The sequence below is a fragment of the Virgibacillus pantothenticus genome (genome assembly GCF_018075365.1).
GTDB lineage: Bacteria > Bacillota > Bacilli > Bacillales > Amphibacillaceae > Virgibacillus > Virgibacillus pantothenticus.
On the sequence record NZ_CP073011.1, the window covers coordinates 66,034 to 92,242 of the forward strand.

23 protein-coding genes, 1 other RNA gene and 1 pseudogene are annotated in these 26,209 nt (G+C 38.4%); 20 read left to right on the top strand and 5 right to left on the bottom strand.

All coding sequences use genetic code 11. The features are described from left to right. Window positions 1-523 precede the first annotated feature (523 nt). Together KBP50_RS00300 and KBP50_RS00305 are read left to right on the top strand one after the other, a co-directional pair. Window positions 524-1,060, top strand: coding sequence for an HD domain-containing protein (locus tag KBP50_RS00300; protein WP_050350530.1), 537 nt, complete (start codon window positions 524-526; stop codon window positions 1,058-1,060). Window positions 1,061-1,449: 389 nt separating this feature from the next. Further along, window positions 1,450-2,676, top strand: a complete 1,227-nt coding sequence (locus KBP50_RS00305) for an MFS transporter (RefSeq protein WP_050350529.1) — start codon at window positions 1,450-1,452, stop codon at window positions 2,674-2,676. A gap of 64 nt (window positions 2,677-2,740) precedes the next feature. Here the strand turns inward: KBP50_RS00305 and bioB are convergent, their stop codons facing one another. After that, the gene (gene bioB / locus KBP50_RS00310) at window positions 2,741-3,736 is read right to left on the bottom strand and encodes a biotin synthase BioB (protein WP_050350528.1); all 996 of its coding nucleotides are present in this window, start codon (window positions 3,734-3,736) and stop codon (window positions 2,741-2,743) included. Between the two features lie 612 nt (window positions 3,737-4,348). Here bioB and KBP50_RS00315 point away from each other — a divergent pair. The 4 genes from KBP50_RS00315 (at window position 4,349) to KBP50_RS00330 (ending at window position 10,309) form a co-directional block, all read left to right on the top strand. Further along, a complete protein-coding gene (locus tag KBP50_RS00315; protein WP_050350527.1) occupies window positions 4,349-5,584 on the top strand; it encodes a dicarboxylate/amino acid:cation symporter in 1,236 nt (411 codons plus the stop codon). A 578-nt stretch (window positions 5,585-6,162) separates the two neighbouring features. After that, window positions 6,163-7,878, top strand: coding sequence for an acetate--CoA ligase (gene acsA, locus KBP50_RS00320; protein WP_050350526.1), 1,716 nt, complete (start codon window positions 6,163-6,165; stop codon window positions 7,876-7,878). Window positions 7,879-8,889: 1,011 nt separating this feature from the next. Then, window positions 8,890-9,450: a nucleotidyltransferase family protein gene (locus tag KBP50_RS00325; RefSeq protein ID WP_050350525.1), complete on the top strand. Its 561-nt coding sequence runs from the start codon at window positions 8,890-8,892 to the stop codon at window positions 9,448-9,450. 256 nt (window positions 9,451-9,706) lie between these two features. After that, the gene (locus KBP50_RS00330; protein WP_050350524.1) at window positions 9,707-10,309 is read left to right on the top strand and encodes a class I SAM-dependent methyltransferase; all 603 of its coding nucleotides are present in this window, start codon (window positions 9,707-9,709) and stop codon (window positions 10,307-10,309) included. Between the two features lie 548 nt (window positions 10,310-10,857). On the opposite strand, the gene hmpA is transcribed toward KBP50_RS00330, so the two are convergent. Beyond that, a complete protein-coding gene (gene hmpA / locus KBP50_RS00335) occupies window positions 10,858-12,093 on the bottom strand; it encodes an NO-inducible flavohemoprotein (RefSeq protein ID WP_050350523.1) in 1,236 nt (411 codons plus the stop codon). Window positions 12,094-12,235: 142 nt separating this feature from the next. Between hmpA and KBP50_RS00340 the strand changes: the two genes are divergently transcribed. Further along, a complete protein-coding gene (locus KBP50_RS00340; RefSeq protein ID WP_050350522.1) occupies window positions 12,236-12,670 on the top strand; it encodes an RrF2 family transcriptional regulator in 435 nt (144 codons plus the stop codon). Window positions 12,671-12,734: 64 nt separating this feature from the next. Then, on the top strand, window positions 12,735-13,250 hold the full coding sequence (locus KBP50_RS00345; RefSeq protein WP_050350521.1) for a type 1 glutamine amidotransferase domain-containing protein: 516 nt from the start codon (window positions 12,735-12,737) through the stop codon (window positions 13,248-13,250). A gap of 472 nt (window positions 13,251-13,722) precedes the next feature. Here the strand turns inward: KBP50_RS00345 and KBP50_RS00350 are convergent, their stop codons facing one another. Together KBP50_RS00350 and KBP50_RS00355 are read right to left on the bottom strand one after the other, a co-directional pair. Next, window positions 13,723-15,015 carry a glycoside hydrolase family 18 protein gene (locus KBP50_RS00350; RefSeq protein ID WP_050350520.1) on the bottom strand — a complete coding sequence of 431 codons (1,293 nt, stop codon included), beginning with the start codon at window positions 15,013-15,015 and terminating at the stop codon, window positions 13,723-13,725. A 66-nt stretch (window positions 15,016-15,081) separates the two neighbouring features. Next, window positions 15,082-15,615, bottom strand: coding sequence for a cysteine hydrolase family protein (locus KBP50_RS00355; protein WP_050350519.1), 534 nt, complete (start codon window positions 15,613-15,615; stop codon window positions 15,082-15,084). Between the two features lie 153 nt (window positions 15,616-15,768). Here KBP50_RS00355 and tadA point away from each other — a divergent pair, with 153 nt between their 5' ends. Both tadA and ffs read left to right on the top strand, forming a co-directional pair. Then, window positions 15,769-16,242: a tRNA adenosine(34) deaminase TadA gene (tadA, locus tag KBP50_RS00360; protein ID WP_050350518.1), complete on the top strand. Its 474-nt coding sequence runs from the start codon at window positions 15,769-15,771 to the stop codon at window positions 16,240-16,242. A 133-nt stretch (window positions 16,243-16,375) separates the two neighbouring features. Beyond that, window positions 16,376-16,641: signal recognition particle sRNA large type (ffs, locus tag KBP50_RS00365), an RNA gene on the top strand. Window positions 16,642-17,701: 1,060 nt separating this feature from the next. On the opposite strand, the gene KBP50_RS00370 is transcribed toward ffs, so the two are convergent. Continuing rightward, window positions 17,702-18,265, bottom strand: a complete 564-nt coding sequence (locus KBP50_RS00370; protein WP_050350517.1) for a beta-class carbonic anhydrase — start codon at window positions 18,263-18,265, stop codon at window positions 17,702-17,704. Between the two features lie 458 nt (window positions 18,266-18,723). Here KBP50_RS00370 and dnaX point away from each other — a divergent pair, with 458 nt between their 5' ends. From dnaX to KBP50_RS00420, 10 genes and pseudogenes are all read left to right on the top strand, one after another. Continuing rightward, entirely contained in the window at window positions 18,724-20,415 is a 1,692-nt protein-coding gene (dnaX, locus tag KBP50_RS00375) for a DNA polymerase III subunit gamma/tau (RefSeq protein WP_050350516.1), read from the top strand. Window positions 20,416-20,447: 32 nt separating this feature from the next. Then, window positions 20,448-20,762: a YbaB/EbfC family nucleoid-associated protein gene (locus KBP50_RS00380; RefSeq protein ID WP_050350515.1), complete on the top strand. Its 315-nt coding sequence runs from the start codon at window positions 20,448-20,450 to the stop codon at window positions 20,760-20,762. A gap of 17 nt (window positions 20,763-20,779) precedes the next feature. After that, complete coding sequence (gene recR / locus KBP50_RS00385; protein ID WP_050350514.1) at window positions 20,780-21,376, top strand: recombination mediator RecR; 597 nt, start codon at window positions 20,780-20,782, stop codon at window positions 21,374-21,376. Window positions 21,377-21,391: 15 nt separating this feature from the next. Further along, window positions 21,392-21,604 (top strand): YaaL family protein, encoded by a 213-nt coding sequence (locus KBP50_RS00390; RefSeq protein WP_050350513.1) that lies wholly within the window; start codon window positions 21,392-21,394, stop codon window positions 21,602-21,604. A 598-nt stretch (window positions 21,605-22,202) separates the two neighbouring features. Then, entirely contained in the window at window positions 22,203-22,469 is a 267-nt protein-coding gene (locus tag KBP50_RS00395) for a pro-sigmaK processing inhibitor BofA family protein (RefSeq protein WP_050350512.1), read from the top strand. A gap of 91 nt (window positions 22,470-22,560) precedes the next feature. Next, window positions 22,561-22,752, top strand: coding sequence for a sigma factor G inhibitor Gin (locus tag KBP50_RS00400; RefSeq protein ID WP_050350511.1), 192 nt, complete (start codon window positions 22,561-22,563; stop codon window positions 22,750-22,752). Window positions 22,753-23,326: 574 nt separating this feature from the next. Next, entirely contained in the window at window positions 23,327-24,757 is a 1,431-nt protein-coding gene (locus tag KBP50_RS00405; protein WP_050350510.1) for an aminotransferase class I/II-fold pyridoxal phosphate-dependent enzyme, read from the top strand. Between the two features lie 2 nt (window positions 24,758-24,759). Further along, window positions 24,760-25,438, top strand: a pseudogene (tmk, locus tag KBP50_RS00410) (dTMP kinase). After that, window positions 25,407-25,736: a cyclic-di-AMP receptor gene (locus KBP50_RS00415; protein WP_050350508.1), complete on the top strand. Its 330-nt coding sequence runs from the start codon at window positions 25,407-25,409 to the stop codon at window positions 25,734-25,736. The pseudogene tmk and the gene KBP50_RS00415 overlap by 32 nt, the downstream one beginning before the upstream one ends. 30 nt (window positions 25,737-25,766) lie before the next feature. After that, entirely contained in the window at window positions 25,767-26,201 is a 435-nt protein-coding gene (locus tag KBP50_RS00420; protein ID WP_050350507.1) for a YaaR family protein, read from the top strand. Window positions 26,202-26,209 lie beyond the last annotated feature (8 nt).

Here is a 26,209-nt window from a genome sequence, read left to right on the forward strand (position 1 = left end):
TTGGGTGCTTTTATTTACGACAGTTGTTTTTTACAACTAACATTTTTCGAAAGTATAGATTCACTACAGGTAAAGATGCAAGTATCCTTCCAACATCTTTATCCCACAGGTGACTTTCAAGTAAGACTAGCCTCTCTCTTCTGCAAGGTAAACCAGAGGCGGACAGATGAGAGGCTGTAAAAATATCCAATCTTGTTCAGAGGTCTTTAGGCTACATCCCTGTGTAACTAATAATTAAAGTTGGAAAAAAACTCTCGCTGATGTGGTTGCGATTTTATTAAAGCGATATAATAGAAAGAAAAGACAAGGTGAGAGGAAGCCCGGTAAATATTTTCCAGACTCGTGGGATAAATATAACTTGCAATAGATGCCTTTTATATGCTATAGTTTTTAAAATTTACTCATATTACTTGGGTAACATGGTGGAAAATATGTCAAATAATTAAAGGAGGTGTTTGAGAAATTCTAAGAAAACAAGAGCATTTGGAAGATATTTTAATTATATAGAGGGGGGTATGTTTAAATGAGGAATGTAACATTAGAAGCTGTATTTTTACATCCGATTACGCAACGATATCTGAAACGTTCAGGTGTGGCTCATGCGATTGCTGTAGCAGAGCATGCATTTGTATTAGCGGAGCAGTATCACGTAAACCCTGACCATGCTACTAAGGCTGCATTATTACACGATGTGGGTCACTACACCTGGTATCGGGAAGGCAAATGGGATTATGATATGTATCGAAAAAATGATATTCATGCGATTAAAGGAGCAAGCCGTGCGCATAAATTACTCATTCGAATTGGTGAGGATCGTCAGGTGGCTAAGGAAATAGCAGTAGCTATCCTCCTTCATACAGATTCTTATTTGCCAACCGGTGAATTGCAATTAAAGCCATTACAGCAAGTGGTTCACTTGGCGGATGAAGCTGATGAAGAAAGTGGTGGAAATCATCATTATAGACGCATTGATGATAAAGTTGCGTTAGAACGAGTTCGGTTATTAGACAAAAAGATTGAGCAATGGTTAAGAATGAATGGGATGAAACATATTATTTAAACTCGAGAAAAGATAGGAAAGTACTAATCAAGGGTCGGAGCTTTTATACGCCTCCATCCCATTTTCCTTGCTTTCTGGTTTACATATTTTCTGTTAACTGTTAAGAACTCCGATATTATCCGCTTTGAAAATGCTCCCATATAGGGCTTATTCACAAATATTTTGTCTTTCCTTCTATTTTTCATGATATCCAATTCTATGTTTCCAACTTGAAAAAATTGTGTCCGTAAAAATTTTTATTCAACTCTTCTTTACCTCACCTTTTTTGACCGACTTTATATTGCATGCTGTAAAGGTTCTTCGCTTTTTCAGAATGATACCATAGACACATGAATCAGCAGGGAATCATATAGTTAAAACAAGAGTGAAATAAAATGGGAGGTTTTATGGTGAAGCCACCATTACCCAAAAATTACATCTATACGATTCTCTTATTTTGGTGTGCCCTTGTTGTTGTTTCTGCTGTTTATATAATAATCCCTATTACGGATTCTTTAGCAGCCTATTTTCAGGTTACAGAACAACAAGCTGCTTGGATGAGCAGTGTGTTTTCTATTTTTTATGCTTGTGGTTTTCTGTTGTTTGCTCCTTTATCACAAAAATTTGGAAAAAAACAGATTATCGTTTTTGGTCTTTTGGTACTAGCTTGCTTTACCTTCTTGACAGCGCTTCCCCAAGCTTTTAATGCGGTTTTAACCTTCCGAGCGTTGCAAGGTTTGTTTGCAGCAACCTTCGCTCCAACAGCTCTTGCATATGTTTTTGAACTATTTCCTGACTATTGGCGTATTACAGTAATTGGTTATATTAGTTTTGGCTATGTGTTAGCTGGGGTTACTGGTCAAGCTGTTGCAGATCACGTGAACCAGATATTTGATTGGCAGTCGGTGTTCTATATGTTTGCTGCTATTTATATTGTTACGGCTCTTTTGTTCATATGGTTATTGCCAAAAGTAAGCAATGAAACGAAAAAAAATGTTATGGCTGAATACATGCGACAATTGCAAGTGATCTCAAAACGGAAAAATTTACTATTATGCTACGGTATTACTTTTCCCCTGCTGTTTACTTTTATTGGCATGTATACGATTTTAGGAGATTATTTGCAAGCGGCTCCCTATTATTTATCAGATGAAGCCATTTACTATGTTCGGGCATTAGGGGTTATTGGTATGATTTTTTCACCGCTTGCAGCGAAACTAGCTGGTCGGGTAAAAGAACTGACGCTCCTTCGCTTTAGCCTGTGCCTCAGTATGATTAGTTTAATACTGATGGGTATAAGTAGCAGTCTGCAGTTTATCGTGACTATGAGTATAACGTATGTAGCCGGGATAGCTTGTACCTTCCCGATTATTATGAAGATAATTGGTGACATCAGTGGACTAGAAAGATCTGCTGCTTCCTCATTTTATGCATTTGTTCTATTTATTGGTGCTTCTCTTGGTTCGATTACGCTTGTCATGGTAGAAATATGGGGAAGAACAGGAACACATTTATTCCTAGCAGGATGTTTAGCAATAGCCTTTTTAATAGCGCTAAGTATGAAGCTTCATGGCGAATATAAAAGAGACGGCAGTTTCTCAGAAATCCTCCTTCAACAAGACAAGCATAAACGATAAGGGAATAGTTTGCTTCCATACTTTATCGTTTATGCATAGATAGCGCATCCAATTATCGCTGTCTTTAATATACAGGTGCTTTCGTCTCTCCATAATCTATTTCAAAACCAAGATCTTTTAGCATTTGAAAGTCTTTTGTTGCTACTTGTCCAGCGGTGGTTAAATAGTCTCCTATAAATATAGAATTTGCTGGATATAAGCTTAGAGGTTGTAGACTTCTTAAATTCACTTCACGCCCTCCGGACACCCTAATTTCAGTGGTTGGATTCGTAAAACGAAACAAGCATAATACCTTTAAGCAATACAATGGGTTTAACTCATCCGTTCCTTCAAGTAGCGTTCCTTCCATTGCGTGTAAAAAATTAACAGGAATAGAAGCAGCTTCTAATTCTTTTAAGGCCAATGCCATTTGGATAACATCTTGTTTCGTTTCTTTCATTCCGATAATGACTCCTGAGCAGGGCGATATATTCGCTTTTTTTACTTGGTTTAAGGTTTGTACACGATCTTGATAGGTATGGCTCGTAGTAATATTATGGTGATGAGCTTTAGACGTATTAATATTGTGGTTATATCTGTCAACACCTGCATCTTTTAGTTGCTCTGCTTGTCCTGGTTTTAAGATGCCAAGACAGGCACAAATTTTTAAAGGGTACTTTTCTTTAATTTCCTTAACAGCACTTGTAATGTGATTCAATTCCCGTTTTGTTGGTCCTCGCCCGCTGGCAACAATACAGTACGTACCAGCATTCATTTGCATGGCTCTTTCTGCCCCTTTTATAATGGAGGCTTTGTCCATCATTTTGTATTTTTGAATGGGATTTGTGGAATCACGGGACTGTGCACAATACCCACAATTTTCCGAGCATGCCCCAGATTTCGTATTTATAATCATATTTAATTTTACTTTATTGCCGTAATAGTGTTTTCTAATAGAAAAAGCACTATGCAATAACGGTAGAATGGCATCGTCTGGGCAATTTAAAATGGCTAAGCTTTCTCCCTCGGTTAGTGCATATCCTTCTACAACAGCATTTGCTAATGATTGGAAATTTAACATAAATAGAATTTCATCCTCTCATTTTTATATGTAATTAAGAATAACATAGAATCGTATTATCGTTAACCTATTTTTATATTGGTTAACGATAATGCAAATGTAAGGAAATGTCAAGGTTATGAACAGTAATAATAGTGTTGTTAACTTACTTCTTACATGTGATTAAAGAAGAGAGTGCGATATTCTATTGCTTTATGTGAAACTGATAATTTAATAGATATTATAAAGAGAAAAATGCTATTTTTCTGTCTTCCAAAAAATAGGACTATTCAAGCAGTAAAAAAAATGATAAAATAAAAAAGCAACTCTAATTTTTTTTCTAAACCTTGCAAGACGCTGCTCGTTATATCCCATTTCTTAAACTCTACCACTCATCCAAATATTCAATAGGATAAGGTTGTTCAAAAAGCAAGTTCTTATATCTGAAGAAAGACCTTCTATAACGAAAAAACAAAGAAAGCGCATTCTTTTAACTGAACTCAAAGGAGTTAAAAGATGAGACCCAAAATAAAAGTTAGAGAATACTGAGAAGTCTATCGCTTTCCATTTTATTCATTATTCGGTGTTTTTGGTCTACTGTTAACAGAGATAGAACAGGAAAGGAAGATGCTTATGAGTCTTACAAAGAAAATATTGATTGCCCTAATATTAGGTGTTGCTGTAGGTATTGGCTTAACATTTGCACCTACTGATGTGTTTTCTGTGATTGATACGTATGCATTGAACCCAGTTGGAGAAATATTTTTAAATTTAATTATGATGATTGTAGTACCAATTGTGTTTGTGTCTATTGTACTCGGCACAGTGGGATTGGGTGATCCCTCCAAATTAGGAAAAATAGGGATACAAACGATTAGCTTTTACTTAATAACTACAGCTATCGCTTTAGTTATTGGTTTAGGGGTAGGATTGGTTCTGAAACCAGGTGAAGGTGGAACGTTTGACATAGGTGATGCTTCATATGAAGAAGAGGCAGCGCCACCAATTATGGATACAATTGTCCAAATTATACCAAAGAATCCAATTGAAGCAATGTCTACAGGAAACATGTTACAAATAATCGTTTTTGCTATTTTTATTGGAGTAGCTTTAGCTGTGCTTGGTAAGAAAACGAGCGGTATACGCAATTTATTTGAACAGGCAAATGAAATATTGATCTTCCTTGTTAATGCAATTATGAAAACTGCTCCATACGGTGCGTTTGCCTTAATTGCCTCAGCGGTGGGAGAAGCTGGATTAGACGCGTTAGGTTCGATGTTTATGTATATGTTTGCAGTTATTTTAGCCTTAGTGTTACATGGTGCAATTACGTACAGCATTGCCATTAAGACATTAGGAAAGGCAAGCCCAGTAAAATTTTATAAATCGTTTTTCCCGGCAATGTCCGTTGCTTTTAGTACTTCTAGTTCAAGTGCTGCATTACCAGTATCGATGAAGATGGCGCAAGAAAAGCTGGGTGTAAAAAAATCAATCAGTAGTTTTGTTCAACCATTGGGTGCGACGATTAATATGGACGGAACTGCAATTATGCAAGCAGTTGCTACTGTCTTTATTGCGCAAGTTTATGCAGAACCGTTAGGCTTAAGTCAAATGCTAATGGTTGTTTTAACAGCTACGCTAGCAAGTATTGGAACAGCAGGGGTTCCTGGGGTAGGATTGATTATGCTAGCGATGGTGTTAAAACAAGTAGGCTTACCTGTAGATGGAATTGCCTTAATTATTGGAGTAGATCGATTATTGGATATGTTACGTACATCCTTAAATATAACAGGAGATGCGGCGTGTGCATATATCATTTCAGAAAATGAAAAACGCAAAAATGATCTGCTGGAGGAAAAATCAGCTTAAACCATGTTAGCTTTAAAACACGTCTATCCGTAGGCGTGTTTATTTTGATGGGGTTCCTGCCCCTTTTTCATTGTATAGGAACCTATAAAATTAGGTGCTTGGGGATACGAAATAACCGAATAGCCACATCCGGATCCATCGTCCAGTAACTATGCGACTTTAGAAATGCGCCCTACGATAAGACATCATCGGTTTGTCACTAAGAGGAAGGCCGACTAAAAACGGGCTTGCCGCCCAGACGTCGGCATACCCCAGTTTTAGTGACATGATTCCTTTATCTTTAGTTGATTCGTTCCAGTCGCTACGTTGCTAAACGGGCGCTTGCGCCTTTGTTCATGGGGTTCCCGCCTCCCTTTTTCATTTATTGTATGGATGTAAAATAAAGATAACACTTTAAAAATGTCACAAAATGTTCTAAAATAGATACTAGTTACCTAAATGTTTACATAATTTTAAAAAGAATGTCTCTTGGTTGCTTTCATATTAGATGGTGTTTAAGTATGAATCAGCTTAAATAAGGTGTAAACAGCAGGAATATGTAACCGATACCAATTTTAAAACATACGAGGTGATGATACGTGGATATGGAGAAGATCCCCGCTAGAGAAGGGAATCATAATCTTAAGGATTATGAACGAGCGAGACAAACATTTTCGTGGGACAGTATAAAATCGAACTTTTCTTGGTTTGAAACAGGCAAGGTAAATATGGCTTTTGAGGCAGTGGATCGTCACGCTGATAATCCGGATAAAAAAGATCAGACTGCGTTGTTATTTTCATCACCGGATCGAGAAGAGAAGCTAACCTTTGACGACCTGCGTAGAGAGAGTAATAAGTTTGCAAATGTTTTACGTAAGTATGGAATAAAAAAAGGGGATCGAGTGTTTTTATTTATGCCGAGAAGCCCTGAATTCTATGCGTCTTTCTTCGGTATTATAAAGGTAGGTGCTATTGCTGGACCTTTATTTGAAGCTTTTATGGAGCAAGCTGTTAGAGACCGTTTACAGGATAGTGAGGCAAGAATGCTGATTACGACCCCTGATTTATTGAAACGAGTTCCACAAGCTGATTTGCCCGCATTGGAAAAAATAATTCTTATTGGTGAGCATGAAGAAACGGTGGATCAATATATTAATTATAAAGTGGAAATGGAAGCAGCCGCCAATGAAACAGAGATTGAATGGGTTGACTTGGAAGACGGTATGCTGCTTCATTACACCTCTGGGTCTACAGGAAAACCAAAAGGAGTTTACCATGTGCACAATGCGATGCTGCAGCATTATGCAACAGGCGATTGGGTGCTGGATTTAAAGAAAAATGACATTTATTGGTGTACCGCTGATCCTGGTTGGGTAACAGGTACCAGCTATGGAATTTTTGCACCTTGGCTCCATGGCGTGACGAATGTCGTCCGTGGGGGAAGATTTTCGCCTGATGATTGGTATCATACACTTGGAAAATATAGCGTTACAGTTTGGTATACAGCACCAACCGCATTACGTAAGTTGGTTAGTGCAGGGAAAGAAACGGTTGAAAAATACGATCTTTCTGCATTACGCCATATCCTAAGTGTTGGTGAGCCTTTGAATCCAGAAGTTATTACGTGGGGATTGAAGGCTTTTGAACTTCGCATTCATGATACATGGTGGATGACAGAAACGGGAGCACAATTGATTGTCAATCTTCCCTGCTTGGAAATACGGCCTGGTTCCATGGGTAAACCAATTCCAGGCATTGAAGCAACGATTATTGACAATGAAGGAAATGAATTACCCCCGTATCAAATGGGGAATTTAGCTATTAAAAAAGGATGGCCCTCGATGATGCGTACAGTCTGGAATAATCATGGAAAATATGAAAGCTACTTTATCCATGGATGGTACGTATCAGGTGATAGCGCTTATAAAGATGAAGATGGTTATTTTTGGTTCCAGGGACGTTTAGATGACGTCATTAATACATCAGGGGAACGAGTTGGTCCGTTTGAAGTGGAAAGCAAACTTATCGAGCATCCTGCTGTTGCAGAAGCTGGTGTAATTGGTAAGCCACATCCAGAACGGGGAGAAATCATTAAAGCATTTATTACGTTAAATGATGGATACGAGGACTCGGAAGCATTACGAGATGAAATAAGACAATTTGTAAAAACCGGATTAAGTGCCCATGCAGCACCTAGAGAGTTAGAAGTAAGAGATACTATTCCAAAAACACGGAGTGGAAAGATCATGCGCCGACTATTAAAGTCTTGGGAACTAGGATTACCTACGGGTGATACATCTACATTAGAAGAATAAATGGAAGCTTCATTCAGTAGGAGTTTTTCATCTCCTACTGAATGTTTGTACATCAAGGGTGTTACCTTAAAGATATTTAAACGAATCGGGAATTTAGTAGTCGTTATCTCCGACTTAAACTTCATTGTGTCGCTTCCAGGCTTCTGAAAGCTCTGAAAGCGGGACCTTACAAGTGGGTTAAATGGCACGAAGACTGGTTGATAGCTATTCTTTTTTAATTTAGAAAGACTGTAAGCCCAATAAGATAACACGTTGAAAGTACATAAGGCAAAAAGTTTAGGTTGTTTTTTAAAACGATAAGAAGTATAAAATTAGGTGCTTGTGGATAACGAAATAACTGAATAGCCACGTCCAGCGCATGAGCCCAGCAACGATGCGACTTTAGAAATGCGCCCTACGATAAGGCCTCATCGGCTCGTCGCTAAGAGGAAGGCCGACTAAAAACGGGCTTGCCGCTCAGGCGTCGGCATACCCCTGTTTTTAGTGGCATGATTCCTTTATCTTTAGTTGATTTGTTCCATTCACTACGTTGCTAAACGGGTGCCCCGCGCCTTTGTTCCACTATAGGAAAGTATAAGATTTTTTTGGTTTATAGTATAAGAAAAACAAAGGCTCCCGCCATAAGACTTGGCGACAAGCCAAGTTTTTCTAAAGAGATAAGAAAGTATAAATTTAGGCGCTTGGAGATAACGAAATAACCGAAGCCACGTCCGGCGCATGAGCCCAGCAACGATGCGACTTTAGAAATGCGCCCTACGATAAGGCATCATCGGTTCGTCGCTAAGAGGAAGGCCGACTAAAAACGGGCTTGCCGCCCGACGTCGGCATACCCCTGGTTGCAGGGGCATGATTCCTTTATCTCAGTTGATTCGTTCCATTCGCTACGTTGCTAAACGGGCGCCCCGCGCCTTTGTTCGAGAGAATTCTTTTACGGTATATAAAGGAATTTGTTAGTGTACGTATCGAGAACAACATAATTATAGGAGAATTTTGAGTAGAAGGTGAAGAAAAATGGTAGCAACCGAACAAGATATTGTAAAAATCATTCAAGAAGATGCTGATATGATGGCGCTACTGAAAGCAGTTAGGTCCATGTATTTACCAGATTGGTGGATATGTGCTGGTTTTGTTAGGGGAAAAATATGGGATACACTACATGGTTTAAAAACTCCTCTTCCTGATATTGATGTCATTTATTTTGATAAGAAAAGCATGGATGAAGAGAGAGATAAACAATTAGAGAAAGAGTTACATCAGATTTTATCTCCTGTTCCTTGGTCAGTAAAAAATCAAGCGAGAATGCATAACAGAAACCATGTGCCTCCATATACTTCCTCGGAGGACGCTATTTCAAAATTTCCTGAAACTGCAACAGCACTAGGAGTACGGTTAGATCAGAACGAAAAGGTTATTTTAACTGCCCCTCATGGGATAAAAGATGCAATTCAATTAGAAGTAAGACCAACAACGTATTTTTTGCAAACAGAGGAAAGGATGAAGATATATCGTGACCGGGTCAGTGAGAAGAATTGGCAATTAATTTGGAATAAAGTAAAGATTCATTATATATAGTAGGCGTTATTTAAATCGAGCCCTAGTCTTAAAAGGCTAAATAAAGAATATAATTTTGTCATTCGCTCTCATTTATAAGTTCAAATCATTTTATCTATTAGTATTATCTGTTACATTACATATGGGGGTATTTAAAGAGGGCAATCAAAAGCCCATAAAAATTGGCTCAGCAAGCATTCCATCGGTAGATTGTTTTTAACGACTTAATTATTTAAAACATGAGGACGTAGAATGCAATCAGCAAGGAGATGAAATGATGTCAAAGGAATTTTGGGATGAGAGTTTTTCCGATAACAAGTTTGTGTATGGTAAAACAGCCAATGATTTTATCCAGTCTATGAGTCAACTAATGCTAGCAGAATCAGCTGTAGCCTGTTTTGCTGAAGGAGAAGGACGAAATGCGGTATACTTAGCGGAATGTGGCCATTATGTAACGGCATATGATCAATCAACTGTGGGGCTTGACAAAACAAGTCAATTAGCTCATGAAAACGGCGTATCCGTAAAGACTGTCCAAAAAGATCTTACCAAGGAAAACGTAGTTAAAAACAAATATGATGCTGCTATCATGGTGTTTGGTCATGTTCCTAGAGAACAGCAGCATTTTTTAATGGATAATATGCTACAGTCACTCAAGACTGGTGGCTATCTTATGTTAGAAGTATATTCAGAGGATCAACTGGAATATCAAACCGGCGGACCAAAGGACAAAACCATGTTATATCGGCCAACTGATTTGTTGAATTGGCTGGATGGTCATAAATGGATTCACTTTTATTATGGTGAAGCAGAAAGACATGAAGGAACGAGACATTCAGGATTGTGCCATGTCGTGCAAGTGGTACTTAAGAAAACATAAATGTAAGTAGTGGGGTTATGCACCCCTCTACTTATTTTTTAGAGTTGGTTTCTATTGCTAGCAGAAATCCGCTTAATGTTCTTTCTGAGACTAAATCAATTGGATAATAATTTATTACTTTTTAATGTCAAAACAAAACATCGTTGCTCGATGATATGATTACAAGAACAACTGTTCATATAGTTACATGTATGCTTAAGAAAACACAAAGTAGAGCGATTTTTATGATCGTGGCCTAAATTCACAACAAAAATGAAGGATAACCGATTACTCGTATAAAATTGTTATGTCCTTTCTTGTATTAAAATGATTTCGCCCTGTTCTTAATCAATACTTGTTAGTAATTTTCGGTATTAGCTTTTTATCGCTAAGTAACCAATCTTTTACCGAAAAAATAGCAAAATAACGGATGGTTGTACATCCATTAATGAGGTATTCAGATTCAATCCTTTTTACTAAATCATGTAGGGGCTATTTCATATGGTCTTCTAACTGCATAGGATTTAAAAACTGGAATAGAGCAAGGCGGCGAGTTAACTCCTTCCTTCTTAGGATGCTGTAATATCTGCAGCCGGACCGAAAATTTCGTAATGCATATCAGTATTTGCAACGTGCAACTGTTTCAGAATAAGGTACGTCTTGTTCATAAAGCCTTTTGGACCACAGAAATAAAAGGCAGCATTTGTAGCAGGAAGAATGGTGCGTAACCATTCGTAACTAATATAACCACTTACATCACATCTATCTTCTTTTTCAGGTTCACTATACAACGTGTAGCTTGAAACATGATCGTATTCGTTACTGATGGCTTGAACTCGATCTTTCAACGCATGGAAATTGCCAGCTTTCGCAGCATGTATAAACACAACTTCTCTAGCCGGTTGTTCTTGGATCACCGTTTCCAGCATGCTCATCATTGGTGTTACTCCTACCCCGCCACTAATTAAAATGAGCGGTCTGTTGTCGTTTAAATCCAAGGTGAAATCTCCAGCAGGGGCACTAACTGGTAAGATACTTCCTTCTTGAACGAAATCATGTAAGAAATTAGAGACGATTCCTTTTGGTGTCTGTGAATCACCTGCTTCACGTTTTACGCTAATTCGATAATAGTCCTTTCCAGGGGACGTAGATAAGCTGTATTGGCGAAGATGTGTATAAGGTTCGCTTGGAATCTCCGCTTTAATCGTTATATATTGTCCTGGTGAGAAATCGGGAATTGCTAGACCATCTTTAGGCTGTAAATAAAATGATGTAATGACATCACTTTCTTTTATTTTTTGAGTGACTTTAAAGTTGCGAAACCCTGCCCAACCGCCAGATTGCTTTTCTGTTTTTTCATATAGCTTTTTTTCTGCTTGAATAAATAGATCCGCAATGATTCCGTATGCCTTTTCCCATGCAGCGATAATATCATCGCTAGCTGTTTCCCCCAGTACATCTTTCATCGCTAACAGTAGGTATTTACCAACAATTGGGTATTGGTCCGGTCTAACATTTAAACTTCTATGCTTATGTGCAATTTGATAAACATGAGGTACAATTTTTTCTAATTGATCAATATTTGCAGCAGCAGCATATACTGTATTTGCTAATGCGGCAGGTTGATCACCTCGTCGTTGGTTTGTTTGATTAAAAAGGTGATTTAACTCGGGGTGGTCACCTAACATTAATTGATAGAATCGTTTTGTAATTGCAGTCCCTTGTTCTTGTAATATTGGAATCGTAGCCTTAATCAGTTGTTTACTTTGTTCGTCTAACTGAGTCGTTGTTGCTTTTGTTTTCATAATAAAACTCCTCCCATACAATAAAGATGTATTTAAAATACATCTTTATTGTATAATGAAGAAAAATGATATAAAACCACTTTCACTATTTTTGTGTTACAATATTGTGAAAAACAAAAACTATTATTTAGTAGGTGAAATCATGAATCTAAAAAAATACACCGACTATTCACTAAGAGTTTTAATTTTGACTGGAATGAAATCGGAACAGGAATTAGCAACTATAAAGGAGATATCTACTGTTTTTCATATATCACAAGAGCATTTACGAAAAGTCGTTCACAACTTAACAAAGCTGGAGCTCATTGAATCCATTCGTGGTAGGAATGGGGGTATTCGTTTAGCGAAGCCAGCAGAAGAAATTAATGTAGGTCAACTTGTGCGCATATTGGAAAATGATTTTGTATTATTGGAGTGTTTCAACAAGGAAACGAATCACTGTATTATTTCTCCAGCGTGTACGTTAAAGCATGTGCTTAACAAAGCATTAATGGCTTTTTTTCAAGTGCTTGATGAATATACATTAAAAGATTTAATTAATAATGAGCAAGAGCTGCGAAAACTGATGGGCATCTGATGTTTAAACTTGTTCTATGTGGGAATACATAATTGTGTACAATGATTAAGGGAGGAATCGATAGATGGGTAAAAGAATCGCAACCGTCCTTACAGATATGTTTGAAGATGTAGAGTACACAAATCCAGCAAAAGCATTTCAAGACGCTGGTCATGAAGTGATTACTATTGAAAAAGAAAAAGGAAAGCAAGTAACCGGAAAAAACAATGATGCTACGGTTACGATTGATTATGGTATTGACGATGTAAATCCAAGTGATTTTGATGCGCTATTTATCCCAGGTGGGTTTTCTCCAGATATGTTACGTGCAGATGAACGTTTTGTGACATTTGCGAAGCATTTTATGGATAAAAAGAAACCCGTATTTGCAATCTGTCACGGTCCACAATTGTTAATTACAGCAAAAACGTTAGAAGGAAGAAAAGCAACTGGGTTTAAGTCGATTCAAGTAGACATGGAATATGCTGGTGCTCATGTAGTAGACGAAGAAGTGGTTGTTTGTCAAAACCAATTAGTGACAAGCCGCGAGCCGGATGATATTCCTGCTTTTAATCGAGAAGCTTTAAATGTATTGAAATAAATTGAACCTTCAATTAGCGTCGGGGCTCTTTCGTCCCGCACTGATTGAAGTATAACAAAGGCTAAATCTTTAGGCTTCTCTAAAAAAAGGAATGCGCTATTTTTACGGGTGATGTATTCAAAATCCTGTTGCAATGCCCCTAGAGATCGACATCTTACAGATCCACGAATCGTGAATTTAGATGTCCTATATCTCCCGCTTTAACTTCTTCCTCAACACTTGAATCAGGAGTATTGCGGTCTACTTTGCATTTAGGATAAATAAGCATAAAAAATAAGTCCTCTGGTTGTAGAGGACTTATTTTTTTGACTAATAAGGCAGAAAATAAAGCCGAGGAAAATTGCTGAAAATAATGGCAAAAGGAAGAAACGTAATATTGCTTTAAGTGTAATCGCTGTAATCTGGATTGACTTGGAGTTGCTTGGAGTTGCAAGAAGCAAGTTAATCAATAAAAAGATACGGCAATATGGTATTATTCTAGCTTCGTAATGGTAAACTGATCTTGTAATAATAACCAATTTTGCGGGAAGGCGAGCCCTAGCTTCCAATAAGAAATGCCTAACAAGCCTAATTCTTTAATTAAATTAAACTTTGCCTGAATTGATCTTGCATCCTCAAACCAAACTTCATGTCTCGTTCCTGTGTTATCTGTATAGGTGAAAAACGGTGCCTGTGCTCCTTGATCAAACATAATTTCTGCATTATTTTCCCGAGCAATAGCAATTGCTCGTTGCGGACTAATAGCTTGTGCAGGCTCTCCATCATCGGCTGCATAAGGCAATGTCCAATCATAACCATACAGATTTTGCCCTAATAAAATTTTGTCCGCAGGCATTTCTGTGAGTGCATAATCCACTACTTTTCGTACTTCATCAATAGGGGAAACCGCTAATGGCGGACCATAGCTATAGCCCCACTCGTAGGTCATTAAGACAACAAAGTCAGCAACTTCCCCATGCACAGCATAATCATGTGCTTCATACCACTGACCTGGCTGGTCGGCACGTGTTTTTGGTGCTAATGCAGTTGACATTAGTAATCCTGCTTGGGAGAGTCGTTCCTTTGCCTTACGTAAAAATGCATTATATGCTTCACGATCTCCACCCGGCAAAAATTCAAAATCAAAATGAACATCCGTATATCCGCCAGTGGTTGCGGTATTAATAATATTATCAAGTAGTGTATTTTGTACACTTTGTACAGTTACAATAATATGACCGAGTTCCTGACTGAATTCTCCTCCCTCGAGGTTGGTTACGACGAGCATTTTTGCTGTATTATTCTGCTCTGCAATTTCTGCAAGCCCATTTAACGGTGGTGGCGTTAAGCTACCATCTCGACCTACTCGATAGCTAAAGATGGCTAAATAGGTTAAATAAGGTGCTGCTTTTCGGGCTGAGTTTTTAAGCGTTTCCGAAACGGTATCGCCGGTAGGCTCAATATAAGCATTTGTCGTTATGGGAACCTTAGGAGCTGGTGGTATATAAAGCCGAAATCCTACGGGTAAAACATTTCCTGGAGGAATACGATTAATTTGTGCCAGCATTTCATAGGATATCCCAAATTGTTGTGCAATTGAAAACAAGCTGTCACCAGGCTGGACAAAATAAAACTGTCCAATGATAGGAATAACCAAAGCTTGACCGACCACAAGATTATTAGGCGCATCCAGCTCATTGGCGTTGATTATTGCTTGGGTCGATGTACTGTATGTAGTAGCAATTTCAAACAACGTATCTCCAGCAGTAACGACGTGGATTTGCAAACAAACTCCCTCCTTTCAAAGTTTTGCTACTTTTATTTTATGAGGAGGGGAGCTTGGATATGTCAATTATATTGCTGTAGTATCTGCTTTCATGACAGCATGTAATAAATATAAAGCATAGTCATTGTTATCCTTTCCTTCTGAAGCCATACAATTTTCTGGTATATACATGCTATAACCATACATATAAGCGTCTTTAGCCGTGAATAGAATGCAGATATCTCCAGCGATACCTGCCATAATGAGACGTTTTTTCCCAAGCTCTGTTAACAATGCTTGTAAAGGAGTTTGAAAAAAAGCAGAATGCTGTGGTTTAATTAAAAAATAATCATCGTCATCTGGCTCTAACTTTTCAATGATATTTTTACTTCTATCGTTATAGCAATAATCGGTGATTTTCCGAAAGTCTGCTTGCCAAAGTCCGTAATGATCATTAACATAAATGATTGGAAGCTTCTTTTCTTTTGCAAAGTTACGTAATTTAATTAGATTTGGAAGGATTTGTTTCGTATTCGCTTCTAATTCCTTCCCGCCAGAAAAGTTAAAATCATTAATAATATCTACAAACAAAACAGCGCTATCGTTTAAAGGTACGTTCACTATAGTTGCTCCTTTCTTCAGTATGCGCAATTGTTACGGAAAAGTGAATAAACAAAAGGTTCTAATAACATCTTTGCTTTTCCAAAAGTGCTTTTATGTATTATTACCGATTCTCTATTTTTCAAACTAAAATGAAATGTTGGGATACCTTTGATGGATGAACATATGATGAAAATTGCTATTCAAGAGGCAAAACAAGCAGCAGAGCAAGGGGAGGTTCCGATTGGGGCTCTTATTGCGTATGATAATGAAGTGATCGCCACTGCGCATAACTTACGTGAAACGACCCAAAGTACATTAGCACACGCAGAACTACTTGCCATTCAACAAGCGAATGAAAAGATTGGCAGCTGGCGCTTAGAGGATTGTACGTTGTATGTTACGTTAGAGCCATGCCCGATGTGTGCAGGTGCGATAGTACAATCACGAATAAAACGGGTAGTCTACGGTGCATATGATCCGAAAGCTGGCTGTGCTGGCACACTGTTTAATTTACTAGATGATGCACGATTTAATCATCAGGTTGATGTGACTGCAGGCGTATTGGAAGAAGAATGTGCCAATTTATTAAAGGATTTTTTTAAAAGGCTTCGCGAGCGAAAGAAGTTGCATCAAAAAGAGGATTAGAAGTTTTAGTATGCGTTCCATAAATTTTAGCAATTACGTTTTCTCATTAAGCGTCCTTTTGAACAAATTCGGTTACTATCTTTCCATCATCTTCTATTGCAATTTGCTCGTATTCTCGTTATAATGGTTAGTACCGTGCTAAGCGGGGAGGTAGCGGTGCCCTATACTCGCAATCCGCTATAGCGAGGCCGAATTCCCGTCTGAGGTACGATGACTTTATGGTCTGCCTCAAGGGATTGGTGTTGACGCTTAGGTCCTGCGCAACAGAAACCCATGAACCCTGTCAGGTCCGGAAGGAAGCAGCAGTAAGTGGTCATTTCTGTGTGCCGCGGGGAAGCCTAAGCCGAGCCATGAACTTGAGTAACGCATAGGGTCACCGTATCGATGATGGGTGCACGGTATACATAACGGCTACAAAAAGCTCTGTCCAACATTGGATAGAGCTTTTCTAATACTATAAGAAACACAATAGCTTTGCAGAAAGAATTAGCTCTTGTTTTCTTATGGAACCATTTTAATGAGCTTATAAAAAATAGTTTGTGGCAAATATGTTTGCATCCATCTCTTCTAATTGTCCGTTTTTCATGTTCACGACACGATCTCCGTAAGGTAAAATTTCTGTTTATTTTTTCCAATATACAGTAGTATTGTCGGAACTTATTCTCTGATTATAGTCACGTTACCCTTAACATTGAAAGTTTTTGCTAAGCTTGATGGTTCATAGTGGTGGTTAAATAAATAGCTGTTATTAAGTGATGTGGCTTTATAACTGGTATCATCCCCAAGATAAAGTGCAAGCTAATTGGTCATCTGCCATCATTATGCGGTGTGTCGCTCGCTATTACAGTCCAATTCACTCGAGCAACGCTTGAATACGTGAGTTAAACTAACTCTTAGCTAGTTTAATACTACATCGTTTTTTATCATCGTTACACTTCCTAACTGTGAATGATAGATTGATCATACTATATATTAGGGTTATTCAGTTCGATATGAAGTAGAGAAAACGAATTGAAAAGGATTTAGAAACTATAAACCATAGTTTGGTGAACTTGTGGTTGAAACTTAAATATTTAAATAATAAACTATAATATAGAGTCATAACGATCAATCGGCAATTATTTTTCCTTTGTGACATTCTATAAAAAATAAAGAGGCTGGGACATAAGCAAATACTAAATAGCAAAAACCGAACAATTCATTTATAATTGTTCGGTTTGTTTGTGTTAAAAAATTCCTATCCTCGCTACGTCAACATATTTCGCTTTCCGCGGGCACGGCCTCAGCTTCCTCGGAAAGCAAAGATCGCTTTCCTGCGGGATCTTCAGCTCGAGCTATTCCCGCAGGAGTCTACATATGTTGACTACACTAAAAACTTGCGTATATACAAGTACGATTTATTGTTCGTTTTTTAATCAGCTGTTTTAGTTTTGTCCCAGCCTGTTGAATAATCATTAGATTATTTCTTATAGCCGTCGACAACAAGATCGAGTTTACCTGTTTCAGGATCCATCACGAGACCATGAACAGGTACTGTACCAGGCATTAACGGATGATTTCCAATCGTAGAGACGCTATGTCTAACACTGTCTTCTACACTATCAAAGCCTTTAAAAAAACGGTTAAAATCAACCCCTGAATACTGCAGCGTATCCAACGTTTCTTGAGAGATGCCTCGATGCTTTACTTTTTCTAACGTTTGCTCTGCTTTTACGCTAGCCATACCACAATCATGATGACCAACAACGTAAATCTCATCTACTTCAAGCTCATAGACACCGACTAAAATACTGCGCATAATACTTCCAAACGGATGGGAAACAAGCGCTCCTGCTGTTTTAAGAATTTTTGCATCTCCATTAGAGATATTCATCGCTTTTGGCAATAGTTCCACAAGTCTAGTATCCATGCAGGAAAGAATCAGGACATGCTTATTGGGGAACTTACTGCTTTGATAGCTTTCATACTCTTTTTTTTCTACAAAATCTTGGTTATGCGTTAAGATTTCTCCTAAAAGACTCATATACAAAACCCCTTTTTAGTGAAATATAAAAGCTGTCCAATGGATATAGAGAACCAAATGAACGACTGATTTGTTTCCTTATATCTATTACACAAGCTTTATTTGTAGCAATCAAGGTTAAAAGAAGAATCCTTTGATCATTTCTTAAAAGCCTGAATCACTTAAATATATATACATATTATAAAGGAAAAATCGGAATGAAGCATATTCATTTCTAGAAGCTTCTACTAAATCAATGAACTTTATGCTGTCAGAAACTGATAGTAAGCCTCCAATTCCCATCTTTAAATTAAAGTAACGTGTGGGGAAAAAGCAACTCCACCCAAGTTCTGTTCATTTGACCATTCGGGGGAATAGACCTTCTGTCATTGGAAGTTCCACTTTATGTATCGCTATGGTTCACATTTCCCCCATAAATAGAGTATAATTAGAAAGAGATTTTAAAGGAGAATCATATCATGAGCTATCAGGCTTTATATCGCGTTTGGCGTCCGACGGTTTTTGCCGATGTCGTTGGGCAAGCCCATATTACTCGAACATTGCAGAATGCGATTGCACAGGAGAAATTCTCTCATGCTTATTTATTCTCTGGACCAAGAGGAACAGGAAAAACGAGTGCTGCGAAGATTTTTGCCAAAACAATCAACTGTGAACGTTCCCCAGTTAGGGAGCCGTGTAATCAATGCGCTGCATGTAAAGGAATTCAGAATGGATCGATTTCCGATGTCATTGAGATTGACGCTGCTTCCAATACAAGCGTAGAGGATATAAGAGAGATTAGAGAAAATGTAAAATACGCTTCCAGCCAGGTACCTTACAAAGTATATATCATTGATGAGGTACACATGATATCGGTAAATGCTTTTAACGCCTTACTGAAAACGCTGGAAGAACCACCAAGCCATGTAGTATTTATTTTGGCGACAACGGAACCACATAAAATCCCACTAACCATTTTATCCAGATGCCAGCGGTTTGATTTTAAGCCGATCTCCAACACTTCTATTATCAATCGATTACAAACGATTGTGGAAGCAGAAGGGGTTACTGTATCTAAGGAAGCTTTAGACACCGTAGCATTGGCTGCTGAAGGTGGGATGCGTGATGCGTTAAGTATTCTTGATCAAGCTATCTCCTACAGTGATGAATCCGTAGAACTGGAGGATGTTTTAGCTGTTACTGGTGGGGTCTCCCAACACACATTAACGAATATTATTCGTCATATGTATGAAAAAAATGTCCAGCAAGCGGTAATGGAATTGAATGAATTAATTCAAAAAGGAAAAGATCCTGCTCGCTTCGTTTATGATATGATTTATTTCTTGCGTGATTTGCTGTTATACAAGAGTGCTCCAACATTGGAAGGATTATTGGAACGAGCGAGGGTGGATGAGCCTTTTCAAGTGTTAGCAGATACTGTACCAAACCAATGGATACAGGAAGCAATGAGACAATTAAATCAGTGTCAACAGGAAATAAAATGGACGAATAGCCCAAAAGTTTATATTGAAATTGCTATTTTAACGATAGCCAATGGTATACAGGAACAAGTGGAAAACAATAATTCCTTGGCAGATTCAGATACGATTACAAGACTTTCTTCACAAGTTGGCAAGCTGGAAAAGGAAATCAAGCTGCTGAAGGAAAATCCAGTCATACCAACACAGCCAGCATCACAGCGTGAAAGCAGAAAAGCACCTAATCGGTCTGCAAAAAACACGTATAAAATACCTTACGAGCGGATTCGACATGTGTTGAGTGAAGCAGAAAAATCAGCCTTAAAGCAAGTTCACTCCCAATGGGGAACATTTTTAGGGCAATTGAAAAAGGCAAGCGCTCCTGCACATGCTACGATTCAGGATAGTAAACCCGCAGCAGCATCCGACCAAGCGCTTGTCGTAGCGTTTAAATATGAGATTCACTGTTCATTGTTTTTAGATAATCAGGAAACGGTGGAATCCGTTTTGACTTCTGTATTAGGAAAAACGTTGACCATTATTCCGATCCCAGAGAAGGATTGGGTTGAACTTCGCAATGAGTATGTTGCCAAACAAGAAAAAACATCCGCCAAAGAAGAAATGACTGAAGATCCAGTTGTGACAGAAGCACAGAAACTTTTTGGTGATGATATAATAGAAATTCACGATTAATTTGATTACACTTTTAAAAGGAGGTATTTTCCATGAAGGGAAATATGAATAATATGATGAAGCAAATGCAAAAAATGCAAAAGAAAATGATGAAAGCTCAGGATGAACTGCATGAGATGACATTCGAAGCATCTGCCGGAGGTGGTATGGTGACGGTTGTTGCTAATGGTAAAAAGGAAATAACCGATGTACAAATAAAAGAAGAAGTGATCGATCCAGATGACGCAGAAATGCTACAAGACCTTATCCTAGCAGCAACGAATGATGTATTAAAGCAAATTGATGATAAAACAAATGATACGATGGGACAATTCACGAAAGGGTTAAATATGCCTGGAATGTTCTAATTCTAGGAGGCACATGAATGTATTATCCAGAACCGATTTCTAAACTGATCGACAGTTTTACCAAATTGCCAGGTATTGGCCCGAAAACGGCTGCCCGTCTGGCATTCTTTGTACTAAATATGCAAGAAGATGATGTCTTGGACTTTGCTAATTCATTAGTAAATGCCAAGCGTGAGCTGACACATTGTTCTGTTTGCGGACATATTACCGATCAAGACCCTTGTGCGATATGTCAGGACACATCAAGAGATCAATCTGTTATTTGTGTCGTTCAAGATCCGAAAGATGTTATCGCAATGGAAAAAATGAAAGAATATCATGGAAAATACCATGTATTAAATGGCGTGATTTCCCCAATGGATGGTATTGGACCAGAAGATATTAATGTACCTAGTTTGATTCAGCGACTAAAGGATGAAGAAGTAGAGGAGTTAATTCTTGCTACCAATCCAAATATTGAAGGAGAAGCAACAGCGATGTATATTTCCCGACTTGTTAAACCATCAGGCATTCGTACCACACGGATTGCTCACGGTTTACCTGTAGGCGGTGATTTGGAGTATGCAGATGAGGTTACACTTTCTAAAGCATTGGAAGGTAGAAGAGATGTGTAGGAATTAGGTGGATACATGGCAAAAAAAATAAAGAAAAAAGATGTAGACGGGGAATTATTACGTACGATGAGAGAGCTGGAATTAGAGTGGAAGCAAATACAATCCATTGTTTCCAAAAGTGTAGAGCCTACCATAGATGGGCACTATTGGGAAGCTATTTCCAGAGCTAAATATATCTATTTACTCAGGGAAGCAAGGCACCGAAAATTACGTGCCGACTTTCATTAGTATTTTCAAAGATAAGCTAGCGGATTGATATAAATGCTGTCTTAGCCGCTGTATTGAAGCAACATACAACAGAATACTATATTTACAAAGACAAGACGATGGAGAGCTTGTCTTTTTTACGCTATAGGAAGGTATAAGATTTTTTTGGTTTATAGTATAAGAAAAACAAAGGCTACCGCCATAAGACTTGGCGACAAGCCAAGTTTTTCTAAAAAGATAAGAAAGTATAAAATGAGGTGCTTGGGGATAACGAAATAACCGACTAGTCTCGCCCGGCGCATGAGCCCAGCAACGATGCGACTTTAGAAATGCGCCCTACGATAAGGCATCATCGGTTCGTCGCTAAGGGGAAGACCGACTAAAAACGGGCTTGCCGCTCAGGCGTCGGCATACCCCTGGTTGCAGGGCATGATTCCTAAATCTTTAGTTGATTCGTTCCATTCGCTACGTTGCTAAACGGGCGCCCCGAGCCTTTGTTCAACTTTCTATCTTTGGGAGTTTAGCTCAGACAGGTTCTTTTATGTGTTATACATGCATACATAGTAAAAAGAGGGTACAGAAAAAACTTGCGATTGGTTAAGAAAAAGAGGTGAAAGATTTGAGCTCGACATTAGTCATTTCGATTATGGTAGGATTAATCATCCTGTTGTTGTTAGTAGGCACGCCTGTAAAATTTATGCGTATCATTGGGCAAACTACTGTAAAGCTAGGGATAGGGGTTTTGTTGCTATTTTTTATTAATGTATTCGGTGGTGCAATTGGTTTACACATCCCGATCAATTTTTTCACGGCTGTAGTATCTGGTTTTCTTGGCATTTTTGGAATAGCTTCTTTAGCTGCAATTCATCTGTTTATTATTCCGTAAGACAAGCTATGAGCCTGTGGAAAAAGTTTCAAAGATTCCCTGTATAAAATTCATTAGATTAGGAGAAGCTAATGAATATGGAGGTGGGGATATGAAACAGCGTACCATATATGAACGTTGTGGCATTTGTGAAGAGGAAAAGAAGGATGGCATTCATTTATATACGATGTTTATTTGTTGTGAATGTGAGCACAATATGATTCATACAGAACCTAGAGAAGAGAAATATAACTATTATTTACGTAAATTAAAAAATATAACGAAACCGAAACTATATTCCTAGTTTAAAAAGTCTTTGCTTGCAAAGGCTTTTTTGTTGTATAGGAAACTATAAAATGAGGTGCTTGGGGATAACGAAATAATCGAATAGCCACGTCCGGATCCATCGCCCAGCAACGATGCGACTTTAGAAATGCGCCCTACGATAAGTCATCATCGGTTCGCCCCTAAGAGGAAGGCCGACTAAAACGGGCTTGCCGCCCAGACGTCAGACGTCGGCATACCCCTGTTTTAGTGGCATGATTCCTTTATCTTTAGTTGATTCGATCCATTCACTACGTTGCTAAACGGGCGCTTGCGCCTTTGTTGTATTAGGAACAATGACCAATAAACTTGCTATGCATCCAAGATATGTTAAGCTAGATAAAAACGATAATTGACTATTTTATTCCGTATATAAGGTGCTGTAAGACTCCCACTTCAGGAGTTGGATAATCAGTACTGAACATAGCACCTAAATGCCGGATTCGTTCGTCTAACAATCAGTGGGGGATAACCCCGCTGATTGAAGATTCACTTTATCAGAATGTTTGATGGAGTGAAGTATTTAGTAGATCAATATATAGGAGTATACATATATGGAGCAGCAGCAATTGCCTTTGTATCACGCATTACTAGAATTTCATAAAAAGCATCCTATTTCTTTTCATGTCCCAGGTCATAAAAATGGTCATGTATTCCCAGCTGAAGCAAAGGATGTTTTTCAATCCATTTTAAAAATAGATGTGACAGAATTAACTGGACTGGATGATTTACATGCACCAGACGGGATAATTGCTGATGCAGAGCGATTAGCAGCGGCATTTTTTCAGGCGGAGCAGACATTTTTTCTTATCGGGGGAAGCACAGTAGGTAATCTAGCAATGATTTTAGCTGCATGTAAGCAAGGCGATACCGTTATCGTCCAGCGTAATTGTCATAAATCGGTAATGAACGGGTTGGAATTGAGTGGAGCCAAACCAGTATTTATTGCACCACAATACGATGAAAACGTACGTCGATACACGCACCCTTCTTTTTCTGGATTGCAGGCAGCGTTAGAACAGTACCCAGATGCAAAGGCAGTTATTTTTACTTACCCAGATTATTTTGGGTCTACTTATAATCTTGGTGACATGATTGAACTGGTGCATTCTTTTGGTATTCCTGTGTTAGTAGATGAAGCTCATGGGGTCCATTTTTCGCTTGGAGAGAACTTTCCTGCATCGGCTTTAAGTCAAGGGGCTGACGTGGTTGTCCAATCAGCGCATAAAATGGCACCGGCGATGACGATGAGTTCTTATTTACATTGTAATTCTAAGCGGATTTCGAGCGAGCGGATAGTACACTATTTACAAATGCTTCAATCGAGTAGCCCGTCTTACCCTCTATTAGCTTCATTAGATTTGGCACGTTTTTATTTGGCATCGATGACGCGAAAGGCGATTACAGAATTAATGGAGAGTGTCCAAACTGTTAAACATATTTTTGCGAATTCGACCTACTGGGACCTTATAGCAAGTGACGACCCATTAAAAATCACGCTCCATGTCAAAGATGGCTTGTCAGCAAAAAAAGTTGGCAATTTGTTGGAACAACAGCAAATATACCCAGAACTTGTGACGGAGAAGCAGATCTTATTGATCCATGGCTTAGCTCCTTTTACAGACATAAGGTATTTAAAAAAAGCAATGAAAACAGTGGACGGGCAATTAAAAAATATAGTAAAGCATGATACAATAGACATAAATCATTTTACACCTGCTCGTATACAAGAGTTAGAATTATCCTATGGTATGATGAATCAACTCTCTACCAAGTGTATCCCTTTGAAAGCTGCTGAGGGATATATTGCTGCAGAAGCAATTATTCCATATCCCCCTGGAATTGCATTTATTCTAAAGGGAGAAAAGATAACCAAAGCACATATTGAAAAGATACAACACATGAAAGAACTTGGATTACGCATACAACAGCGACATACAAATGGCATTTATGTTTATGCAGAAATAGAAAAAGGGGAAGAATGACATTGGGCGGATACTTTATCACATTTGAAGGCGGCGAGGGAGCTGGGAAGACAACCGTTTTGCATACCGTAACAGAAAGGCTAAGCCAAGCTGGTTATGATGTGCTTGCTACCCGTGAGCCAGGTGGAATAAAAATTGCAGAAAAGATTAGAAAGATTATTTTAGATCCGCTCCATACAGAGATGGAAGAGCATACAGAGGCGTTACTATATGCAGCAGCGAGAAGCCAGCATCTTGCCGAGAAGATCGTACCAGCACTAAAGCAAGGTAAAATAGTGCTTTGTGATCGCTTTGTAGATAGCAGTCTTGTATATCAAGGTTACGCTCGTGGACTAGGTATGGATGAAGTATTAAAAATTAACCAATTTGCAATTGGCGATTGCATGCCAGATCTGACACTATTTTTTGATATAGAGCCAAAAAAAGGATTAGAACGAATTGCGGCGAATAAAGATAGAGAACAAAACCGCTTAGATTTAGAAAATCTTACATTTCACGAACATGTATACAAAGCTTATCATATACTTGCAGAAAGATTCCCAGCACGAATTCAGTCTATTGATGCGAATCAGACGCTGGAAACTGTTGAGCAGGAAGCCTTTGACCGTATCCTATCTTTATTAAAAAAATAAAAAGGAGCTGGCTAACAATGAAATTACTTATCGCAGTGGTTCAGGATAAAGACGCTAATCGTCTGGTGGATGCATTGGGAGAAGAAAATTTTAAAACAACTAAGCTTGCTACAACAGGCGGATTTTTGAAAGAAGGTAACACGACGCTTATGATTGGTTGTGAGGATGATTACGTCGATGATGCATTATCGATTATCAAAGATAATTGCTCACACCGTGAACAAATGGTTGCACCAATCTCTCCTATGGGAGGGAACGCCGATTCTTACATTCCAAAACCGGTAAAAGTAGAGGTTGGCGGTGCGACGGTGTTTATTTTACCAATCGAATCATTTTTTCAATTTTAAGGGCTACAAAACGAAAAAGGGGCTGAAGGTATGAAAATAAGTCAAGAAGTCAGAGCACAACCAGAAACGCATGTTTCTCGCATGTCTAGTGAGGGAAAACGTGCTTTTCAAAATATGCTTCAGTCCCAATCCGCACATGTGAAACAACAGGAGCTACAAGTAATTGTGAAGAATATTTCTCTGCAAGGAGAAAAACTGGCTCGTTTTCGCTCGTTCCAAGACTTGGCAAAATTTAAACGACTAGTGAAAGGGTTTTTACGAGAGACGGTAGGCAGTGGTCTCCGTTTACAAAAATCACAGAGCTTTAGTATGAATGGTAACAATCGACAACTAGCAATAGTAAAACAAATTGATGAAAAACTAATGCAATTGACGGAAGATATAATGAATCAAGAAAAGAAGGCAGTAGACCTACTCGGCTTAATAGGAGAGATTAAAGGTTTGCTGATTAACTTATATACGTAAAAGTAAAT

Excerpts from the sequence above, each read along its gene's own strand:
- bioB (WP_050350528.1), bottom strand. The coding sequence starts at position 3,736 with ATGTTAAATTTCCAATCATTAGCAAATGCTGTTGTAGAAGGATATGCA.
- KBP50_RS00340 (WP_050350522.1), top strand. The coding sequence starts at position 12,236 with ATGAATCTAAAAAAATACACCGACTATTCACTAAGAGTTTTAATTTTG.
- KBP50_RS00420 (WP_050350507.1), top strand. The coding sequence starts at position 25,767 with ATGAAAATAAGTCAAGAAGTCAGAGCACAACCAGAAACGCATGTTTCT.
- recR (WP_050350514.1), top strand. The coding sequence starts at position 20,780 with ATGTATTATCCAGAACCGATTTCTAAACTGATCGACAGTTTTACCAAA.
- hmpA (WP_050350523.1), bottom strand. The coding sequence starts at position 12,093 with ATGAAAACAAAAGCAACAACGACTCAGTTAGACGAACAAAGTAAACAA.
- KBP50_RS00300 (WP_050350530.1), top strand. The coding sequence starts at position 524 with ATGAGGAATGTAACATTAGAAGCTGTATTTTTACATCCGATTACGCAA.
- KBP50_RS00315 (WP_050350527.1), top strand. The coding sequence starts at position 4,349 with ATGAGTCTTACAAAGAAAATATTGATTGCCCTAATATTAGGTGTTGCT.
- KBP50_RS00345 (WP_050350521.1), top strand. The coding sequence starts at position 12,735 with ATGGGTAAAAGAATCGCAACCGTCCTTACAGATATGTTTGAAGATGTA.
- dnaX (WP_050350516.1), top strand. The coding sequence starts at position 18,724 with ATGAGCTATCAGGCTTTATATCGCGTTTGGCGTCCGACGGTTTTTGCC.
- KBP50_RS00380 (WP_050350515.1), top strand. The coding sequence starts at position 20,448 with ATGAAGGGAAATATGAATAATATGATGAAGCAAATGCAAAAAATGCAA.
- KBP50_RS00400 (WP_050350511.1), top strand. The coding sequence starts at position 22,561 with ATGAAACAGCGTACCATATATGAACGTTGTGGCATTTGTGAAGAGGAA.
- KBP50_RS00370 (WP_050350517.1), bottom strand. The coding sequence starts at position 18,265 with ATGAGTCTTTTAGGAGAAATCTTAACGCATAACCAAGATTTTGTAGAA.
- KBP50_RS00325 (WP_050350525.1), top strand. The coding sequence starts at position 8,890 with ATGGTAGCAACCGAACAAGATATTGTAAAAATCATTCAAGAAGATGCT.
- tadA (WP_050350518.1), top strand. The coding sequence starts at position 15,769 with ATGGATGAACATATGATGAAAATTGCTATTCAAGAGGCAAAACAAGCA.
- KBP50_RS00330 (WP_050350524.1), top strand. The coding sequence starts at position 9,707 with ATGTCAAAGGAATTTTGGGATGAGAGTTTTTCCGATAACAAGTTTGTG.
- KBP50_RS00390 (WP_050350513.1), top strand. The coding sequence starts at position 21,392 with ATGGCAAAAAAAATAAAGAAAAAAGATGTAGACGGGGAATTATTACGT.
- KBP50_RS00415 (WP_050350508.1), top strand. The coding sequence starts at position 25,407 with ATGAAATTACTTATCGCAGTGGTTCAGGATAAAGACGCTAATCGTCTG.
- KBP50_RS00405 (WP_050350510.1), top strand. The coding sequence starts at position 23,327 with ATGGAGCAGCAGCAATTGCCTTTGTATCACGCATTACTAGAATTTCAT.